The following is an 18,279-nucleotide window of genomic DNA, read 5'->3' on the forward strand; positions in this document are numbered from 1 at the left end:
AGCCGCTCCCCATCGGGTTAGGAACAACCCCATGACTGCACAGAACGCCAACACCGTCGCCGCCATCAGGCGGATGGGACTCCTCGAATGGGGTCTGCTCCTGACCCTGTCCGCCATCTGGGGCGGGTCCTTCTTCTTCAACGCCGTGGCCCTGCGCGGGCTGCCGCCGCTGCTGGTTGTCTTCGGCCGGGTCATCATCGGCTGCTTCGGCCTGTTCGCCCTGATCCTGCTGACCCGGCAGCAGTGGCGGCCCCATCTGCACCGCTGGCCCCAGCTGCTGTTCCTCGGCGGGCTGAACACCGCCCTGCCCTTCACCCTCATCGTCTGGGGGCAGCAGCACATCACCAGCGGCCTGGCAGCGGTCATCAACGCCCTGACCCCGGCCTTCACCATCCTGGTGGCCAACTTCTTCACCCGCGACGAGCGCGCCTCGGCGGGCAAGTTCATGGGCGCGGTCCTCGGCCTGGGCGGGGTTTCGGTGCTCATCGGGACCGACGCCCTGACCGGCCTGGGCGACCACGTCATGGGCCAGCTCGCGGTCATGGCCGCGACCTTCTGCTACGCCTGCGGGGCCACCTACGCCCGCCGCTTCGTCGGGGTGCCGCCACTGCTGGTCAGCTGCGGCCAGCTCGCCGCCGCCTCCCTGCTCATCGGCCCCATGGCCCTCGTCGTGTGCCGCCCCTGGGAGCTTCCCATGCCCGGTCTGGATGTCCTGGGCGCGGTCCTGGGCCTCGGGCTGGTCTGCTCGGCCCTGGCCTACCTGATCTTCTTCCGGTTGCTCCTGTCCGCCGGGGCCACCAACGTCAGCCTGGTCACCCTGCTCATCCCGTTCAGCGCCACCGGCCTGGGCATCGCCTTCCTCGGCGAACCGTTCACCCTGCGCCTGCTCGTCGGCATGCTCATCGTGTCCTGCGCGGCCCTGCTCATCGACGGCCGGTTCCGGCTGCCCCGGAGGCGGTCATGACCCGCTACGATACCCCGCAAACCCGGCTGCGCGCCGTGCTCGACCGGGACTCGAACGCGGCGGGCCGCTTCTGCTACGCGGTGCGCACCACCGGCATCTACTGTTTGCCCGGCTGCCCGTCCCGCGCGCCCCGGCCCGAAAACGTGGAGTTTTTCGAAACCCCGGCCCAGGCGGAACAGGCCGGATACCGGCCCTGCAAGCGGTGCCGGCCCGATGACCCGACCCACCGCGACCTCGCCTCCGCAAGGGTCGTCGAGGCCTGCCGCGCGCTGGAGCTGGGCGCCGAGCACGGCGAGCTGCCGTCCCTCGAAACCCTGGCTCACCGGGCGGGACTCAGCCCGTCCCACTTCCAGCGGCTGTTCAAGGCGCGCACCGGGCTGTCCCCCAGGGAATACGGCCAGGCCGTGCGCGACCACCGGGTGCGCGCCGCCCTCGAAGACGGCGCGCCCGTGACCGAGGCGATCTTCGAGGCCGGGTTCGGCTCTTCCAGCCGATTCTACGAGCGCGCCGACCGCATCCTCGGCATGCCCGCCGCCACCTACCGCAAGGGGGGCGAAACCCTGACCATGCGCTATGCCGTGGCCCCCTGTTTCCTCGGCTTTGTCCTGGCCGCGTTCACCGACCGAGGCGTCTGCGCCATCGAGCTCGGCGACACCCCGGAAGCACTCGCCGCCTCCCTGCGCGACCGGTTCCCCAAGGCCGAACTCCTTGAGGCCGGAGACGAACTCGCGCCCCTGCTCGCCGAGATCGCGGCCTTTGTCCGCCACCCGGACCAGGGGCTCGACCTGCCGCTGGACATCATCGGCACCGCCTTCCAGCAGCGCGTCTGGAACGAGTTGGCCAAGGTTCCCCACGGCCGAACCACCACTTACTCCGACCTGGCCCGTGCCGTGGACGCCCCCAAGGCCGCCCGCGCCGTGGCCGCCGCCTGTGCCGCCAACCCCTTGGCCGTGGCTATCCCCTGCCACCGTGTCCTCCGCAAGTCCGGCCAGCTCGCCGGGTACCGCTGGGGACTTTCCCGCAAACAGGCCCTCCTCGACAACGAAGCCGAGGAATAGGATTGCCTTCGGGTTGTCTTTCCTTTGTTCCTGTTTGAGAGGGAGGAGCGCGGGGGTGTTGTCCGCGCGTCCGCGTCTGGTGTACCCCTGTCGCGATAAGGCGTTTTGCGCTCTTACAGCGCCTTACTTTTTGGCTTGCGCCCCAAAAAGTAAGCAAAAAGTGCGCTTGCGGTGCGGCGGCGCGAAAACAGTGGCCAAGAGCCTGTAAGCGCCTCTCGCTGCCCTGACGGCATTGTCTGCCGAGGCAGACTCAGTCGGGCTGCGCTTCGGCGCTTGAAACAGGCTCTAGGCCCCGGTTTCCGAATGACCGCTCTTCGGGCTGGGATTGTCCGAGCGTGGGAGAGCGTGGGGAAGAGGAAGGTTGCGAGGAGATTGGGGTTTTGGTGGGAGTGAGTGCGGATTTCTTTTTTGGATGAGAGGAAGAGGGAGGAACGCGGGAGGGTTGTCCGCGCGTCCGCGACTGGGGTTTTGCCTGTCGAGATAGACCGTTTTGCGCTCTTACAGCGCCTTACTTTTTGGCTTGCGCCCCAAAAAGTAAGCAAAAAGTGCGCTTGCGGTGCGGCGGCGCGGAAACAGTGGCCAAGAGCCTGTAAGCGCCTTTCGCTGCCCTGACGGCATGTCTGCCGAGGCAGACTCAGTCGGGCTCCGCTTCGGCGCTTGAAACAGGCTCTAGGCCCCGGTTTCCGAATGACCGCTCTCCGGACGAAGGCCGTCCGAGCGTAGGAGGGCGTGTGGAAGAGGTGGTTTGCGGGGAGGCTGAGGATTTGGCCGGAAAGTGTACGGATTTCTTTGTATGAATGAGAGGAAGGGGGAGGAACGCGCGAGGTTTGGGCCGCGCGTCCGCGTCTGGGGTTTTGCCTGTCGAGATAGACCGTTTTGCGCTTTTACAGCGCCTTACTTTTTGGCTGGCGCCCCAAAAAGTAAGCAAAAAGTGCGCTTGCGGTGCGGAGGCGCGGAAACAGTGGCCAAGAGCCTGTAAGCACCTTTCGCTGCCCTGACGGCATGTCTGCCGGGGCAGACTCAGTCGGGCTGCGCTTCGGCGCTTGAAACAGGCTCTAGGCCCCGGTTTCCGAATGACCGCTCTCCGGGCCGGGACCGTCCGAGCGTGGGTGGTAAGGCACAAGAGGGAGGAGCGCGGCAATGATCTCCGCGCATGAGAGGGACGGCAAAAGAGGTGGAACGCGCCCTGGACAAACCAACAGCAGATCATCCCCTCTCGCGCCTTTGAGGCGCAGCCTCAAACAGCCGTCACCACCATAGCCCCGTCCATCGCACCCCGGAGCGCCTTGGGGCAAAGCCCCAACAGCGGCTCTCCATCACCCACACCCCGTCCAACGGACCTCCCCTGGAGCGCCTTGGGGCGCAGCCCCAACAGCGGCTCTCATACCCCGCCATGTCTTACAAAGGCCCTCCCATGGAACGTCTTTGAGGCGCAGCCTCAAACAGTGGCTCTCCTACCCCGAAGTCCCGTTCGAAGGCCCCTCTTCCTTCGCCCTTCGTACCGTCAAGCGGCAGGGAGCGAGCCCTGTTCTGGACGCCTAGAAGCCGACCGCGAAGGGGCGGCGGCTCCGCTCACGTGGCTCCTCGGTATTCGTTAAAAGGGGCGTTCCCGTGGTGACTCGCACTTTACTTTTCATCAGATGGAGCCGGAAGGCTTCGCAGAGTGGGTCAGCTGTGCATTTTTCGAGGGGGGATTTGACCGCAGCGTAGCAATACTACGTGAGGATCAAATTTCCCCTCGAAAAATGTGCAGATGGCCCGCTATGCGAAGCCGCACCGAGCGGATCGGATTCTTGGCGGTGAAACTGTGGGCGGGGATGCCCCCCCCGGCGTTTCTTTGGTTCTTTCTTTTCGCCCGGAAAAGAAAGAACCCCGCCGGGAGGGCTCCAAAAAAACATGGAGGAGCGACAGCGACGGCTCTCCTCTTCCTCTCCCCTCACATCCTTCCTTCCGCCCAAAAAACAAAAAAGAGACCCCGTCCCAAAAGGACGGAGCCCTCCTCCACAGTCACGCAACACATCAAGCCGGGCGGCATCGCCGCCCGAAAATTCCCCCCAATAATTACATCGCCCCCAACGCATCCCCCCGCGCCGCATACAACGGAAAAATCTTGTCGTACCCGGAAACCTCGAACACTTCCTGGATGTAATCCTTCACCCCGCAAATGGCCACGGTCCCGGCATTCTTCTTCAACCGCTGGTAGGCAAGCACCAACACCCGCAACCCGGAGCTGTTGATGTAGTCCAGGCTGGAAAAGTCGAACAGCAGCTTGCTGGTCCCCGCCTCCAGCAGCGCCAGGACCTTTTCTTCCAGCGCCTGGGTGCCTTCGCCGTCGAGGTTGCCGTCCACGGCCAAAATGACCACCCCGTCTTGATCGATCTGATTCAAAGCCATTATTCTCCTCCGTGCGCCCTAGCCCGAAACCGGGCAATGGGTCTTGCTGATATTCTTGTTCAAGGTGAGGACGTTCTTGCCGTCCTCCCGCTGGTAATGGATGTCGTGCACCATGTTCTTGACCAGGTGGATGCCCAGCCCACCCACGGGCTTGAGCCGATCCTCCAGCGGGACATCCAGCTCCGGCTCCGGCGCTTCGAGGATGTTGAACGGCTCGGCGTCGTCCTCCACCCGGATGGTCAGGATGTCGCCCTCCAACTCGATGGTCACGTCGATGGGGTGCTCGTCGAAATCGGCGTAGCCGTAAGAGATGATGTTGGTGGTCAACTCGTCGAGCACCAGGGTGAGGTGGAAAACGATCTTGGGATGCAACCCGCGCTCCATCCCGAAGGCCTCCACCTTGGGCTGGAAACACTTGAAGCAGTTTTCCTTGTTGGTCATACGGAAGGATATGGAATGTCGAGCCATGGGCGTTTCGCCTGCCTCCTTCTTGACCACGACGACGGCGATGTCGTCTTCCTGGCCATTGCCCTGGAACCCCTCCACCGCATCCATGACGGCCTGGCGGATGTCCCCGGCACTTTTATGGGCGCTCTCCCGGATGATGGCAAGTATTCTCTTCTTGCCGAACATTTCGCCCTCGGCGTTGCGCGCCTCCCAGACCCCGTCCGTGGCCATGACCAGGATCTCGCCGTCGGCCAGCTCCGCGGCCTGGGACGCGTAGCCGTACTCCTCCATCACGCCCAGGGGGATGCCCTCGCCGAGCAACTCGCCGAATTCGTCCCGGTCCGGGTTGTAGCGGAAGGCGGGGTCGTGCCCGGCCCGCACCCAACGCACCTGGGGCGTGCCCTGTTCCAGTTGCAGATAGAACATGGTCAGGAACCGGCCGGTGCCGTCCAGGTCGCGGCTCAGGACGCGGTTCACGGCATTGACCCGCTCCTCGGGCGGAATGTCCATGGAGGCCAGGGTCTGCAGCTGCCCTCTGGCCGAAGCCATGACCAGGGCCGACGGCACGCCGTGGCCCGACACGTCGCCGATGATCACGGCCAGCCTGGGCCGCCCGCCGCCGCAAATCTTGAGGAAATCGTAGTAATCCCCGCCGGTGCGGTCGCAGTAGGCGATGCCCCCGGCGATGTCGAACCCCGGCAGCTCCGGCTCCACGCCGGGCAGCAGCAGCTGCTGGACCTCCTGGGCCACTTTCATGTCCCGGTTCAGGAGGAGCAGTTCCTTGAGTTTGGGCCCCATCTCGTTGAAGGAGCGGATCAGCTCGTCGCGCTCGTCGCCGGTGTGCTGGTCGATCCGCGCGGTGAAATCGCCGGAGGTCAGCCGCTTGGCGGCCTCCACGATGACCACGATGGGCCGGGTGATGGCCCTGGACCCGAACCAGGCGATGAGCCCGGTGATGATCAGCATGACCCCGGAGACCAGCAGGGAGAGATTGCGCATCTCGCCGAACAGTCCCTGGAGCATGGCCGAGACCTCGTTGGGCAGCTTGGCCACAACGGTCTTGGGCGCGATGACCAGGAAGGAGTAGGTGTCCGTGGACGCGAAGGCGCAGACCGAAGGCTCGCCCTCGTAGGAAAGCTCGACCACACCGGTGCGGCGGGTGTCCAGGGCGTGGAGCAGAATCTGGTGGCCCACGGGTTCGTCGAGGATCAGGCTCTCCTGGTCCAGGGAGCTCATCCAGTGGCGGTGGCCTTCGGCGGTGGATTCGCGCTGGATCACGATGGGGAGCCCGGCGGACGCGGGCCGGTCCTCGCCCACGCGCTCCACCAGGAAGGTGCGCACCTTGCCGCCCCAGCGCGCCTCCAGCCGGTCGTCCGGCATGATGGCGTGGGCCGGAACGTCCAGGGACACGGCCCCGAGGAACTTGCCCGCGCCGTCGCGGACCGGATAGGCCACCTTGTTGACCACGAACCGCGTGGTCGGGTCGATGACCCGGTACCAGCGGCACTTGTCCCCGTTGCGGGCCTCGCGGAACCAGTCCTGGTCGCGGGGGTCGAACATGGGCGGCAGCCGTCCGTGGCCGGGGTAGCAGAGCATCACGCCCGACTCAAGGGCCACGTTGATCCAGAACGGCCCGGAGGGCAGGTTCGTGTACAGGGCGCGGATGCCGGAGGCGGACCGGAGCAGTTTCTCCATTTCGCCCTGCACCGAGGCGGCGGGCACCGAGGCGGGCAGATAAAAAGAGGGGTGCTCCAGACTGACCTGGATGAGCTGCTGGCGCATGCCCATGGTCCGCCGGGCGTAACCGTCCCTGCGCGCCGAATCGGGCGGGCTAAGGTCGGGGTTGCCGAACTCCTGGGTGAAATAAATCTTGCCGCTGTCGTCGGATGCGGGGAGCTCCAGGGCCAGCTCCGCCTCCCTGGCCACGCCGATGGTAGCCAGCCGCATGGCCTCGGAGCTGCGCTCCATCAGGGCCAGCATCGACCCGGCCACGGACTCGAACTCGTCGGCCACGATCCGCAGCAGCTCCTGGCGGGTCTGTTCGCTGGTCTTGTTCGCCACCTCGCCGGAGGCGCGGCTCATCAGCCCGCGCGAGATGAAGATGGGGCCGAGGCTGAAGGCCAGCAGGACCACGAAGAATTTGATTCTGATCGGTATTCGCATAGTCTTTTCCAGAGAAACGGCCGCCTCCGCACCTCCTCTGACCTTTGACCACAAATCCGATAGTCATGTCCACTCCACCACCCCCCATTTCCATTATAATGCTTGGAAAACCGGTTCGGACCGTTTATACCCGAACTGTCCCGGAACTCGAATAACGGATGGATCATGCCGCACCCCAATGAGAAAAAACGAGTAACGAAAACCTCTCTTTACTCCTGGGTCCTCTACAAAAGCATTCCGCTCCAGCTCATCGTGGTGGGGATCATCGTGGTCACCGTGGCCATGCGCGTGGTCCCGCTGGAGATGCAGAAGAGGATCATCAACCAGGCCATCGGCATGAAGGACCTGCCCGCCCTGTGGCGCTACTGCGCGCTCTACATCGGGGCCGTGACCCTGGCCGGAATACTCAAGTTCGCCATCAACCTGATGCAGGTCCACATCGGCGAGCGCGCCCTGAAGGTCATCCGCGAGCGGCTCTACGAGCACCTGCTCTCCCTGCCGGTCCAGTTCTACCGCCGCACTTCGCCGGGCAACGTCATCTCGTACCTGATCACCGAATTCATCCCGGTGGCGACCTTCATCGGCCAGGCCGTGGCCGTGCCCGCGGTAAACGTCCTGACCTTCCTGGCCATGGCCGGGTACATGATCCACCTCAATCCGACCATCGGGCTGATCTCCATCGCCATCTATCCCCTCGAACTGGCGGTGCTGCCGCGCATCCAGAAATATTTCCGCCGGGCCAACCGCAGGCGCATCAAGCACACCCAGCGGCTCTCCGGGCTGGTGGGCGAAGCGGTCTCCGGGGTCCACGAGGTCCACGCCAACGCCTCGATCCCCCTTGAGAAGCAGCGCTTCACCAAGGTCCTGGACAAGCTCTACAAGGCCACGGTGCTGCAAAACGGCATCAAGTTCGGCATCAAGTTCGTGAACAACTTCTTCATGAGCCTGGGGCCGTTCGTGCTCTTCCTCATCGGCGGCTACTACGCCATCCAGGGCCAGTTCGACGTGGGCGCCATCGTGGCCTTCCTGTCCGCCTACGAGAAGCTCTACGACCCGTGGAAGGAGCTGATGGAGTTCTGGCAGGTCTACCAGGACAGCTCGGTCCGCTACGGGCAGATCATGCGCGCCTTCGACCACGCGCCGGAGTTCAGGCAGTTCACCGAGGGACGCGAGCCGTACCACCTGGACAACGACATCGAGATCCGCAACCTGACCTTTGTGGTCGGCGGCAACATCCGGCTGCTGGACAACGTCTCGCTGAAGGTCAAGGGAGGCGAGCACGTGGCCCTGGTCGGCTTCTCCGGCTCGGGCAAATCCACCCTGGCCCTGTGCGTGGCCCAGCTCTACAAGTATTCCGGCGGCTCGGTGCTGCTCGGCGGCCGCGAGGTCTCGGAGCTGACCAAGCAGGACATCTCCTACAACCTCGGCATGGTCGCGCAGCATCCCTTCATCTTCGACGGCACGGTCAAGGAGAACCTGCTCTACTCCTGCCGCTCCCTGGCCATGCAGGGCGGCTCCTGCCCCGGCGGCGACGAACCGTCCCTGGACGACCTGATCAAGATCACCCAGCAGGTGGGGCTGTTCACCGACGTGCTGGCGTTCGCCCTGCGCTCCCGGCTGGACCCCGAGGGCGACCACGCCGCCCTCAAGACCGCTATCCTGGATTCGCGCAAGGAGTTCCAGGAGGGCGAGGCGGGCATGTATGCGGACGTGGCCGAGTACATCGAATTCTTCGACACCGACTCCTACTCCCGGTACATGACCGTGGCCGAGAACATCGCCTTCGGCGCGGCCAACGTGGAGCAGTTCGACCAGGAGCACCTGCACGGCCACCCGCGCTTCCAGGCGTTCCTCGAGGACCACGGCCTGATGGCCCACCTGACGGTCCTGGGCGAGACCCTGGCCCGGGTGGTCACCGACGAGCTCGGCCCGGAACCGACCCACGAGGACTTCCTCGGCTGTCCCATCCCGGAGGCGGAATACGGCGATTACCAGAAGGTGGCCAACCGGCTGGATTCCGGCGAGCCGCTGTCCGAGGACGAGCGGGCGCTGATCCTCAAGCTGGCCATGGGGTTCACCCCCGGCATCCACAAGCAGGCCGAGCTGGACAAGGGGTTCGCCAACCGCGTGGTCCGCTCGCGCAGGGACTTCATGGAGCAGGTCAACGCCGATTATCCCGATGCGTTCACCTTCTTCAACCCGGACGAGTACATGGACGCCCTGAACATCCAGGACAACATCCTGTTCGGCCGCGTGCGCACCGACGCCCAGGGCGCGGAGGACGAGATCAACCACCGCATCATGCAGGCGCTGATCATGCAGGGCGCGCTGGAGCCGGTGGCCGAGATGGGCATGAACTTCGAGGTCGGCTCCATGGGCGACCGGCTGTCCGGCGGCCAGCGCCAGAAGGTGGCCCTGGCCCGGACCTTCCTCAAGGTCCCGCCGGTGCTCATCCTGGACGAGGCCACCGCGGCCCTGGACAACAAGTCCCAGGCGCGGGTGCAGAACATCCTGACCTCCAACTGGAAGGGCAAGTCCACGGTCCTGGCGGTCATCCACCGTCTGGACATGCTGCCCTACTACGACAAGGTAGTGGTCCTGAAGGCGGGCCGCATCGTGGAGCAGGGCGGATACCAGGATCTGCTCGACCAAAAGGGCGCGCTGTACACCCTGGTCCACGGCAAAGAAGATTAATTCCTTTTCCGAAGGGAAAGCGAAAACAACCGATTCCGCTCTAATACGCGGGATCGGTTGTTTTTTTGAAAAAATGCGGACGAAAATTCTTCAATTTGGCATTATTTTCTTCTTTTTTCCACTTTACAGGTCGATTTTTTGAATGTACCCAAAGGCCAACCCAATCGGGACTCTCTCCCTCTCATAGGCCCGGCCCAGGAGGCGTTCTCCTGGGCCGGACTCTACTTAAACAGGAGATATCAATGCCGGAACCCGCTGAAAAAGCAACCGAACTCTTCCGTCAGATGAACAAGAACCGCCGGGACGTCTTCAAGGCGTACCAGGGGTTCACCGCCGCCATCAAGAAGGGCAGCGCCATCGAGGACAAGTACCAGTCCCTGATCCTGATCGCCTGCTCGATCCTGTCCCAGTGCGACATGTGCATCTCCCTTCACGTGCAGAACGCCGTGACCCACGGTGCGACCCGCGACGAAGTCATCGACGCCGGTCTCCTGGCCGTGGCCATGGGCGGCTCTCCCAAGATGATGTACATGCGCTACGTCTACGAAGAAGTGGACAAGCTCTACGAATAAGCCGGCCTTTTCCTTTCCGGCCCAGCCAGGACCATCCGGCCCGCCTCCCGGACCGGCCCTTATTCCGCCCCTTCCGGCGCGCCCCGCTCACCCGGGACGCGCCGTTTTTTTTCACATGCGCCCAATCCCCATGGAGCGTCTTTGGGGCGTAGCCCCAAACAGCGGCTTTAACACCCCGCCCAACCTTACGAAGGCCCTCCCCTGGAACGCCTTTGAGCCGCAGCCTCAAACAGTGGCTCTCCTGCACCCACGGCTCGCCCGAAGGCCCCTCTTCCTTCGCCCTTCGTACCGTTAAGCGGCACGCAGCGAGCCCTGTTCCGGACGCCTAGAAGCCGACCGCGAAGGGGCGGCGGCTCCGCTCCCGTGGCTCCTCGGTATTCCTTAAAAGGGGTGTTCTCGTGGAGACTCGCACGCTACTTTTGATCAGATGGGGCCGGAAGGCTTCGCAGAGTGGGTCAGCTGTGCATTTTTCGAGGGGGGATTTGACCGCAGCGTAGCAATACTACGCGAGGATCAAATTCCCCTTCGAAAAATGGGCAGATGGCCCGCTATGCGAAGCCGCACCGAGCGGATCGGATTCTTGGCGGTGAAACTGTGGGCGGGGATGACCCCCCAGGGCGTTTCTTTGGTCCTTTCTTTCGCCCTGGAAAGAAAGGACCCCGCCGGGAGGGCTGCAAAAAACATGGAGGAGCGTCAGCGACGGCTCTCTCTTCTCCCAAAAAAGAAGGCCGCCCCAAAGGACGGCCTCCTGCAATTCCAACAAGAGAAGAACTATTTCTTCAGCAAAACACTCCCCACCTTGGCGAGCGCCTCCTTCAAGATCTCATCGTCCAGCGCATACGAGAACCGGATGCACTTGTCGTCCCCGAAAGCGGACCCCGGCACCAACGCCACGCCCACCTCTTCGAGGATCTTCGTGCACATGGCCGCCGAATCCGGCGCATCCTCGGTGTAGAACTTGTCCAGCACCGGGAACAGGTAAAACGCCCCGTCGGGCTTGGGACACTCCGCTCCCCACCCGGTGATGATCTCGTAGGCCAGGTCGCGGCGGCGGGCGAACGCCACCTTCATCTCTTCCACGACCTCCCACGGACCGGTCAGGGCGGCGACCGCCGCGCGCTGGGTCACGGAGTTGATGTTCGAGGTGGACTGGCCCTGAATCTTGGTCATGGCCTTGACCAGGTCCTCGTGGGCCAGGGCATAGCCCACGCGCCAGCCGGTCATGCAGAACGACTTGGACAGCGCGCCCACGATGGCGATGGACTCGGGGTAGGCCTCCCAGGTCTTGGCCAGGGAAGCGGGCGTGAACGGGGCGTAGACCAGCCGGTCGTATACCTCGTCGGAGATGATGAAGATGTCGTTGGCGCGCGCCCAGGCGGCGATGGCCTCCAGCTGGGCCTGGGTGTAGCAGCAGCCGGTGGGGTTGGACGGCGAGTTGAGGATCAGCACCTTGGTCTTGTCGGTGCGGGCCGCCTCCAGCCCTTCCAAGGTGACCAGGTACCCCTCCTCGGCGGTGGTGGGCACGAACACGGACACGCCCTCGGCCAGCTGAACCATGGCCGGATAGCTGACCCAGTAGGGCGACGGGATGAGCACCTCGTCGCCGGAATTCACCAAGGCCATGAGCAGGTTGTAAAGGACCTGCTTGCCGCCGTTGGAGACGATGGCGTTCACGCCGGAGGCCTTGGCCCCGTAGAACCGCTCGTAATAGGCGGCCACGGCGTCCCGCAGCTCCGGGATGCCCGGCACCGGGGTGTAACGGGTGAAGCCCTCGTCCAGGGCGGCCTTGGCGGCCTTGCAGACGTGCTCCGGGGTGCCGAAATCGGGCTGGCCCACGGCCAGGCTGATGATCTGGCGGCCCTGGGCCTGCAGCTCCTGGGCCTTGGTGTTCACGGCCAGGGTCGCAGACGGCTTGATCCTCGCCAACCGGTCGGAAATTCGCATGGAAACGCTCGCTTTGTGATTCTATTTTTGTGGGTAACCGCTGGTTTGCCAATAGACAAAAAATACACGGAGGTAAATCGGGTTTTCTCCCAATCCGGAAAAAAGTTGCGGAAAGCGTTGACCTGTCTATAGGTTCATAGTGCAGCCATGGAACCGAACCCCAAACCCCACAAGGAGAAAACCATGGCTGTGAAAGGGAATCGACACTGGACCGCAACGGCGGACATGCGGCTCGCGCATCCGGCAAGGGACATCTGGCCGCTGCTCTGCCCGGTCCGCGAATACGACTGGATCGCGCATTGGGACTGCGAGGTGGTGCACACCGAATCCGGGATCAACGAGCTGGGGTGCGTGTTCCGCACCGACTTCCCGGCCGAGGGGCCGGAGACCTGGCTGACCAGCCGGTACGAGCCGTGTTCGCGATTGGAGTTCGTGCGCACCGGGCGGGACCGGATCATCCGTTTCGAGATCACCCTGGAAGCGGACGGAAACGGGACCGCGCTTGCCTGGACCCACCACGTCACCGCGCTGAGCGAGGAGGGTGCCGCGCTTTTCGAGGGGTATGCGAAGCGGCTCGCGGACAACATGGCCCTGCTCGAACGGATGCTCGGCCACTACCTGGACACCGGAGAGATGTTCCGGCCCGGGACGTAAGGGAGACCATCGGAATGTACACCGTGGGAAGGCTGGCCAAGCGGCACGGATTGTCGCGCTCGACCCTGCTCTATTACGACAGGATCGGGCTGCTTCGCCCGTCGGGCCACGCCAAGGGCGAATACCGGCGCTATTCGGCGCAGGACGACCGGCGGCTGGCGCGGATCTGCGAATACCGGCGCGCTGGCATCGGGCTGGCCGAGATCGGGCGCATGCTCGACGAGCCCGCCGGGAGCGGGGTGGCCGGGGCGCTGGAGAACCGGCTGGCCGAGCTGAACCGGGAGATGGAGGGGCTGCGGGAGCAGCAGCGGCTGGTGGCCGGACTGCTCGGCCGGTCCGACCTGTTGGCCGGGGCCGGTCCCATGGACAAGGGGACCTGGGTCTCCCTGCTCTCGGCGGCGGGGTTCAGCGAGGCGGACATGCGCAATTGGCACGTCCGCTTCGAGCGCAGCGCCCCGGAAAAGCACGAGCTGTTCCTGCGCGCCCTGCGCATCCCGGAGGGGGAGATATCCGCCATCCGGGCCATGGCCGCCGCGCCCCACGAAATCCTCAACCTCAACCGGGAATCAGGTAGATTCATGGAACTGTTCTTCAAGATTTACGAGGGGCTGGACCGGGAAGGTCCGGGCAGCTACGCAATGACCGAACGGGCGTACAGACTCTGCACCGGGCTGCCGGACAGGCCGGAGATACTGGAGCTGGGCTGCGGCTCGGGCGGGGCGACCATCCCCCTGGCGCAGATATCCGGCGGCGTGGTCACGGCCACCGAGGTGTACCGCCCGTTCCTGGACGTCCTGGTGGAGCGCGCCAAGGCGGCAGGCGTGGCCGACCGGGTCATCGCCGCGGTCATGGACATGGGCGACGTCCAGGCCGAGCCCGAGTCCTTCGACTGCATCTGGTGCGAGGGCGCGGCCTATATCCTGGGCGTGGACAAGGCCCTTGGGCAGTGGAAGCGCTATCTCAAGCCCGGCGGCTGCCTGTGCCTGACCGACGCGGTCTGGTTCATCGACCCGGAGACCGGGCCGGCCGAGCTGCGCGACTACTGGGCCATGGCCTATCCGGCCATGCGCACCGCGGAAGCCAACAACGCGGCGGCCCGCGCCGAGGGGTACGAAGTGCTCGGCCACTTCAGCGTTGACCGGGCGTGCTGGGACGCCTTCTACGACGACGTGGAGCGCAGGCTGAACGAGATCGAGCCCCTCTACGGCGGCGACCCGGACGGCCGGGCCATCATCGACATGACCCGCACCGAGATCGACCTCTACCGCCGGTATCCGGAAGCGTACGGCTACGCATTCCACGCTTTCCGGAAATAGCCTCCGGGCCAGCCTTTTGATCGACACCCGCCCCGGCCTGCGGGGCGGGTTTTTTCAGTCCGTCAGCCCCCCGTTTCCCCCCTTTTTTGTTCCCGGAATAAATCGAGACTGATTCCTATTTGCGCAATTCCCGCCAGGCCAGACGGTACGCGGCTTTCCGGTTTTTTTGCTCCCGAATGGACATTTTGGCTGGCGTTTCGGCGGCTGTTTCTGTAGTCTAGAAATTCTCTAGCGCCAGCTTTTTCAGGCCGCGCATTTACCAATATTTTCTTTGTATCTTAATAACTTAGTAAAAGGTCAGTCATGCCAGAACTCAAAATGCCCGCCAACCTCCCGGACCCGATCATCAATGAAAACGCAAAGATAGTTTTGCAGCGCAGATACCAGCGCAAGGACACGGAGGGGGTGGTCTACGAGACTGTCAAGGAGATGTTCTGGAGGGTGGCTTCGGCCATCGCCCAGGAAGAGGGCAAGTACAAGGAGTCCTCGGTCAAACCCGCCGCCCTGGCGCGCGAGTTCTATGACCTGATGACCTCCTACCGGTTCCTGCCCAACTCCCCCACCCTGATGAACGCGGGTACGGACATCGGGCAGCTGGCGGCCTGCTTCGTCCTGCCCGTGGCCGACGACATCGAGGGCATCTTCGACGCGGTCAAGCACGCGGCCATGATCCACAAGTCCGGCGGCGGCACCGGCTTCTCCTTCTCCCGGCTGCGGGCCAAGGACTCGGTGGTCGGCTCCACCGGCGGCGTGGCCTCCGGCCCGCTCTCCTTCCTGCGCATCTTCAACTGCGCCACCGAGCAGATCAAGCAGGGCGGCACCCGGCGCGGGGCCAACATGGGCATCCTGCGCGTGGATCATCCGGACATCATGGAGTTCATCAAGGCCAAGGAGCGCGACGGCGAGTTGAACAACTTCAACTTGTCCATCGGGCTGACCGAGCAGTTCATGCAGGCCGTGAACGACCGCGCGGAGTACGACCTGGTGGCCCCGAACACCGGCAAGACCGTGGGCACCCTCAACGCCCGCGAGGTGTTCAACATCCTGGTCCAGAAGGCGTGGGAGTCCGGCGACCCCGGCATCGTCTTCCTGGACCGCATCAACCGCGACAACCCGACCCCGTCGCTGGGCGAGATCGAGTCCACCAACCCGTGCGGCGAGCAGCCCCTGCTGCCCTACGAGGCGTGCAACCTCGGCTCCATCAACCTCGGCAAGTGCTTTGCCAAGGGCAAGAACGGCAAGGACTCCGAGATCGACTGGGACGAGCTGAAACGGATCATCCATCTTTCCGTCCGCTTCCTGGACAACGTCATCGACGCCTCGGTCTACCCCCTGGACCAGATCACCGAGATGGTCGGCAAGAACCGCAAGATCGGCCTGGGCGTCATGGGCTGGGCGGACCTGCTCTACCAGCTCAAGGTCCCGTACAACTCCCAGACCGCCGTGGACCTGGCCGAGCGGGTCATGAAATACGTGCAGGCCGAGGCGCGCAGCGCGTCCAAGCAGCTGGCCAAGGAGCGCGGCGAGTTCCCGACCTACGCGGAATCCACCTTCGGCAAGGCCAACCTCGGCCCGTACCGCAACGCCACCACCACGACCATCGCGCCCACCGGCACCCTGTCCATCATCGCGGGCTGCTCGTCCGGCGTGGAACCGCTGTTCGCCCTGTCCTTCGTGCGCAACGTCATGGACAACGACAAGCTGGTGGAGACCAACCCGTTCTTCGAGGCCGCCCTGAAGGAGGCCGACGCCTACTCCGGCAAGCTCATGGAGGAGATCGCCAAGGTCGGCTCCATCCGCAAGATGGACCACCTGCCCGAACACCTGCGCCACGTCTTCGTGACCTCCATGGACATCGAGCCCATCTGGCACCTCAAGATGCAGGCCGCCTTCCAGAAGTTCACGGACAACGCGGTCTCCAAGACCGTGAACCTGCCCAACTCCGCCACCAAGGAAGACATCTGGGACATCTACTGGAAGGCCTACGAGTACGGCTGCAAGGGCGTCACCGTGTACCGCGACGGGTCCAAGACTTCCCAGGTGCTGTGCACCGGCGACGGCGACAAGAAGAAGGAAGCGGCCGCCAAGGGCAAGTCCATCGTCAAGGACCGCCCGGATGTCATCTACGGCTTCACCCAGAAGATCCCCACCGGGCTGGGCATGCTCTTCCTGACCGTCAACGAGGTGGACAACAAGCCGTTCGAGGTCTTCGCCACCATCGGCAAGTCCGGCGGCTCCATCACCGCCAAGGCCGAGGCCATCGGGCGGCTGGTCTCCCTGGCCCTGCGCTCAGGCGTCGAGGTCCGCGAGATCGTCCAGCAGCTCAAGGGCATCGGCGGCGAGAATCCGAAGTTCATGAAGAAGCACCTGGTCAAGTCCATCCCGGACGCCATCGCCTACGTGTTCGAGTCCCGCTACCTGAGCGGCGAGCGCGTGGACGGCGAGGTGGCCGCCCTGAACCGCGAGCTCTGCCCGGACTGCGGCGAGCCCCTGGTCTTCGAGGAAGGCTGCCACATGTGCAAGTCCTGCGCCTACACCAAGTGCGGCGGCTAGCCTGACGCCCACGGGCGGGGAAGGAAGGGAGACCGGCGTAACGGACGGTCCCCTTCCCCCCTCCGTCCTTTCCCGCCTTTTTCTCCGCCGTATCGTCGCCTGTCCCGCCGCGCCTTCGCACCCTGTCCGCGACGGTGCCCCCCTGTCGTCACCATGCCATATTGCCCCTTGACACCCGCGGACAAAGCTCGGATCGTGAGTCCTTCGGCATAGTTGCCGCCCCATGCGCGTCACGCGCGCGGGGCGAGGCCGCCCGCCGACGATCGAAACGCCCGCGCGCTCCCGCCGAGGGGCCTCCTCCCGCATAACGCCGGGCATCAACGACAGGAAGCATCGTTCCACACGACACCCGAAAGGAGTTGGCACCATGAACACCCCGATCGCACTCGGCCTGCTGGCCGGACTGATACTCAGCGTCGCCGTCCTGGCATACCCCTGCGCGGCCTCGGCCTGCAGCCGGGCTACCTATCTCGGCCCGGACCAAATCGTCATCACCACCCGCTCGAACGACTGGAAGGGCTCCCAGCACTCGAACATCTGGATCTACCCCAAGGGCATTGAGCGGAACGGCAGCGCCGGTCCCGATTCCCTGCAATGGACTTCGAAATACGGCAGCGTGACGGTGGCCGGATGGGACGTGACCACCATTGACGGCATGAACGAGGCGGGCCTGGTGGCCAACGTTCTCTATCTGGCCGAATCCGACTACGGGAAGCCCGTTCCCGGCGGGAAGACGCTGTCCCTGTCGGCCTGGGGCCAGTACGTGCTGGACAGCTTCGCCACCGTGGACGAGGCGGTGGAGGCCCTGCGGCAGTCGCCTTTCTCCATCGTCGCTCCCAGCACGCCCGACGGCCAACCCGGCACGGCGCATCTTGCCATCAGCGACCCGAGCGGCGATTCCGCGATCTTCGAGTACCTCGACGGACGCCTGGTCATCCACCACGACCGCCGCTATCAGGTCATGACGAATTCCCCGGCCTTCGATCAGCAACTCGCCCTGACGGCCTACTGGGACGCCATCGGCGGCACCACCATGCTCCCAGGCACCAACCGGGCCAGCGACCGCTTCGTCCGCGCCTCCTTCTACATCAAGGCGATTCCCCAGACGAGCGACATCAACGAGGCCCTGGCCAGTGCCTTCGGCGTGATCCGCAACGTTTCCGTCCCCCTCGGCATCACCACGCCGGGACAGCCCAACATCAGCTCCACCCAATGGCGCGCGGTCTCGGACCAGAAAAACAGGGTTTACTACGTCGAATCTCCGCGCAGCCCTTACCTGATCTGGATCCCCCTGGCCGAGATCGACTTTTCGGCCTCGGCCCCGGTGCGCAGGATCGGCCTCACCGAGGGGTCCGTGCTGATGGTCGACGGCAAGCCCTACGCCGGGAACGCCGCCAAGCTGGGCGAAGCGACCCGGCCGTTCGCCTTCCTGAAGGCCGTGGCCAAGTAAGCCCCCGAGCCGAATCCGTCCCACACTCCACAGCACCAGGAAAAAGGGAAGATCCGCCCGGCGGACCTTC

The 18,279-nt window shown here is 64.4% G+C and carries 11 protein-coding genes; 8 read left to right on the plus strand and 3 right to left on the minus strand.

Features of this window, described 5'->3' with window-relative positions; genetic code table 11:
* Positions 1-31 precede the first annotated feature (31 nt).
* A complete protein-coding gene (locus AWY79_RS00700; RefSeq protein WP_066799120.1) occupies positions 32-964 on the plus strand; it encodes a DMT family transporter in 933 nt (310 codons plus the stop codon).
* Positions 961-2,022 carry a bifunctional DNA-binding transcriptional regulator/O6-methylguanine-DNA methyltransferase Ada gene (gene ada / locus AWY79_RS00705; protein WP_066799122.1) on the plus strand — a complete coding sequence of 354 codons (1,062 nt, stop codon included), beginning with the start codon at positions 961-963 and terminating at the stop codon, positions 2,020-2,022. The genes AWY79_RS00700 and ada overlap by 4 nt, the downstream gene beginning before the upstream one ends.
* A 2,061-nt stretch (positions 2,023-4,083) precedes the next feature.
* Here ada and AWY79_RS00710 read toward each other — a convergent pair.
* Positions 4,084-4,416: an STAS domain-containing protein gene (locus tag AWY79_RS00710; protein ID WP_066799124.1), complete on the minus strand. Its 333-nt coding sequence runs from the start codon at positions 4,414-4,416 to the stop codon at positions 4,084-4,086.
* An 18-nt stretch (positions 4,417-4,434) separates the two neighbouring features.
* Entirely contained in the window at positions 4,435-7,026 is a 2,592-nt protein-coding gene (locus tag AWY79_RS00715) for a SpoIIE family protein phosphatase (RefSeq protein WP_066799126.1), read from the minus strand.
* Between the two features lie 165 nt (positions 7,027-7,191).
* Here AWY79_RS00715 and AWY79_RS19545 point away from each other — a divergent pair, with 165 nt between their 5' ends.
* A complete protein-coding gene (locus tag AWY79_RS19545) occupies positions 7,192-9,720 on the plus strand; it encodes an ABC transporter transmembrane domain-containing protein (protein ID WP_066799128.1) in 2,529 nt (842 codons plus the stop codon).
* A 242-nt stretch (positions 9,721-9,962) separates the two neighbouring features.
* Complete coding sequence (locus AWY79_RS00725; protein ID WP_066799130.1) at positions 9,963-10,292, plus strand: carboxymuconolactone decarboxylase family protein; 330 nt, start codon at positions 9,963-9,965, stop codon at positions 10,290-10,292.
* Between the two features lie 771 nt (positions 10,293-11,063).
* Here the strand turns inward: AWY79_RS00725 and AWY79_RS00730 are convergent.
* Positions 11,064-12,236 (minus strand): pyridoxal phosphate-dependent aminotransferase, encoded by a 1,173-nt coding sequence (locus AWY79_RS00730; RefSeq protein WP_066799132.1) that lies wholly within the window; start codon positions 12,234-12,236, stop codon positions 11,064-11,066.
* Between the two features lie 183 nt (positions 12,237-12,419).
* On the opposite strand from AWY79_RS00730, the gene AWY79_RS00735 reads away from it, so the two are divergent.
* From AWY79_RS00735 to AWY79_RS00750, 4 genes are all read left to right on the plus strand, one after another.
* Positions 12,420-12,890, plus strand: a complete 471-nt coding sequence (locus AWY79_RS00735; RefSeq protein WP_133987446.1) for a hypothetical protein — start codon at positions 12,420-12,422, stop codon at positions 12,888-12,890.
* 14 nt (positions 12,891-12,904) lie between these two features.
* Entirely contained in the window at positions 12,905-14,206 is a 1,302-nt protein-coding gene (locus AWY79_RS18055; protein ID WP_078063545.1) for a MerR family transcriptional regulator, read from the plus strand.
* A gap of 303 nt (positions 14,207-14,509) precedes the next feature.
* On the plus strand, positions 14,510-16,759 hold the full coding sequence (locus AWY79_RS00745; RefSeq protein ID WP_066799140.1) for a vitamin B12-dependent ribonucleotide reductase: 2,250 nt from the start codon (positions 14,510-14,512) through the stop codon (positions 16,757-16,759).
* A gap of 367 nt (positions 16,760-17,126) precedes the next feature.
* Positions 17,127-18,209, plus strand: a complete 1,083-nt coding sequence (locus AWY79_RS00750; RefSeq protein ID WP_066799142.1) for a linear amide C-N hydrolase — start codon at positions 17,127-17,129, stop codon at positions 18,207-18,209.
* The last annotated feature ends 70 nt before the right edge of the window (positions 18,210-18,279 follow it).

The organism is Pseudodesulfovibrio indicus (genome assembly GCF_001563225.1).
GTDB lineage: Bacteria > Desulfobacterota > Desulfovibrionia > Desulfovibrionales > Desulfovibrionaceae > Pseudodesulfovibrio > Pseudodesulfovibrio indicus.

Coding starts and splice junctions, on each gene's coding strand:
- AWY79_RS00700 (WP_066799120.1), top strand. CDS start 32: ATGACTGCACAGAACGCCAACACCGTCGCCGCCATCAGGCGGATGGGA.
- ada (WP_066799122.1), top strand. CDS start 961: ATGACCCGCTACGATACCCCGCAAACCCGGCTGCGCGCCGTGCTCGAC.
- AWY79_RS00710 (WP_066799124.1), bottom strand. CDS start 4,416: ATGGCTTTGAATCAGATCGATCAAGACGGGGTGGTCATTTTGGCCGTG.
- AWY79_RS00715 (WP_066799126.1), bottom strand. CDS start 7,026: ATGCGAATACCGATCAGAATCAAATTCTTCGTGGTCCTGCTGGCCTTC.
- AWY79_RS19545 (WP_066799128.1), top strand. CDS start 7,192: ATGCCGCACCCCAATGAGAAAAAACGAGTAACGAAAACCTCTCTTTAC.
- AWY79_RS00725 (WP_066799130.1), top strand. CDS start 9,963: ATGCCGGAACCCGCTGAAAAAGCAACCGAACTCTTCCGTCAGATGAAC.
- AWY79_RS00730 (WP_066799132.1), bottom strand. CDS start 12,236: ATGCGAATTTCCGACCGGTTGGCGAGGATCAAGCCGTCTGCGACCCTG.
- AWY79_RS00735 (WP_133987446.1), top strand. CDS start 12,420: ATGGCTGTGAAAGGGAATCGACACTGGACCGCAACGGCGGACATGCGG.
- AWY79_RS18055 (WP_078063545.1), top strand. CDS start 12,905: ATGTACACCGTGGGAAGGCTGGCCAAGCGGCACGGATTGTCGCGCTCG.
- AWY79_RS00745 (WP_066799140.1), top strand. CDS start 14,510: ATGCCAGAACTCAAAATGCCCGCCAACCTCCCGGACCCGATCATCAAT.
- AWY79_RS00750 (WP_066799142.1), top strand. CDS start 17,127: ATGAACACCCCGATCGCACTCGGCCTGCTGGCCGGACTGATACTCAGC.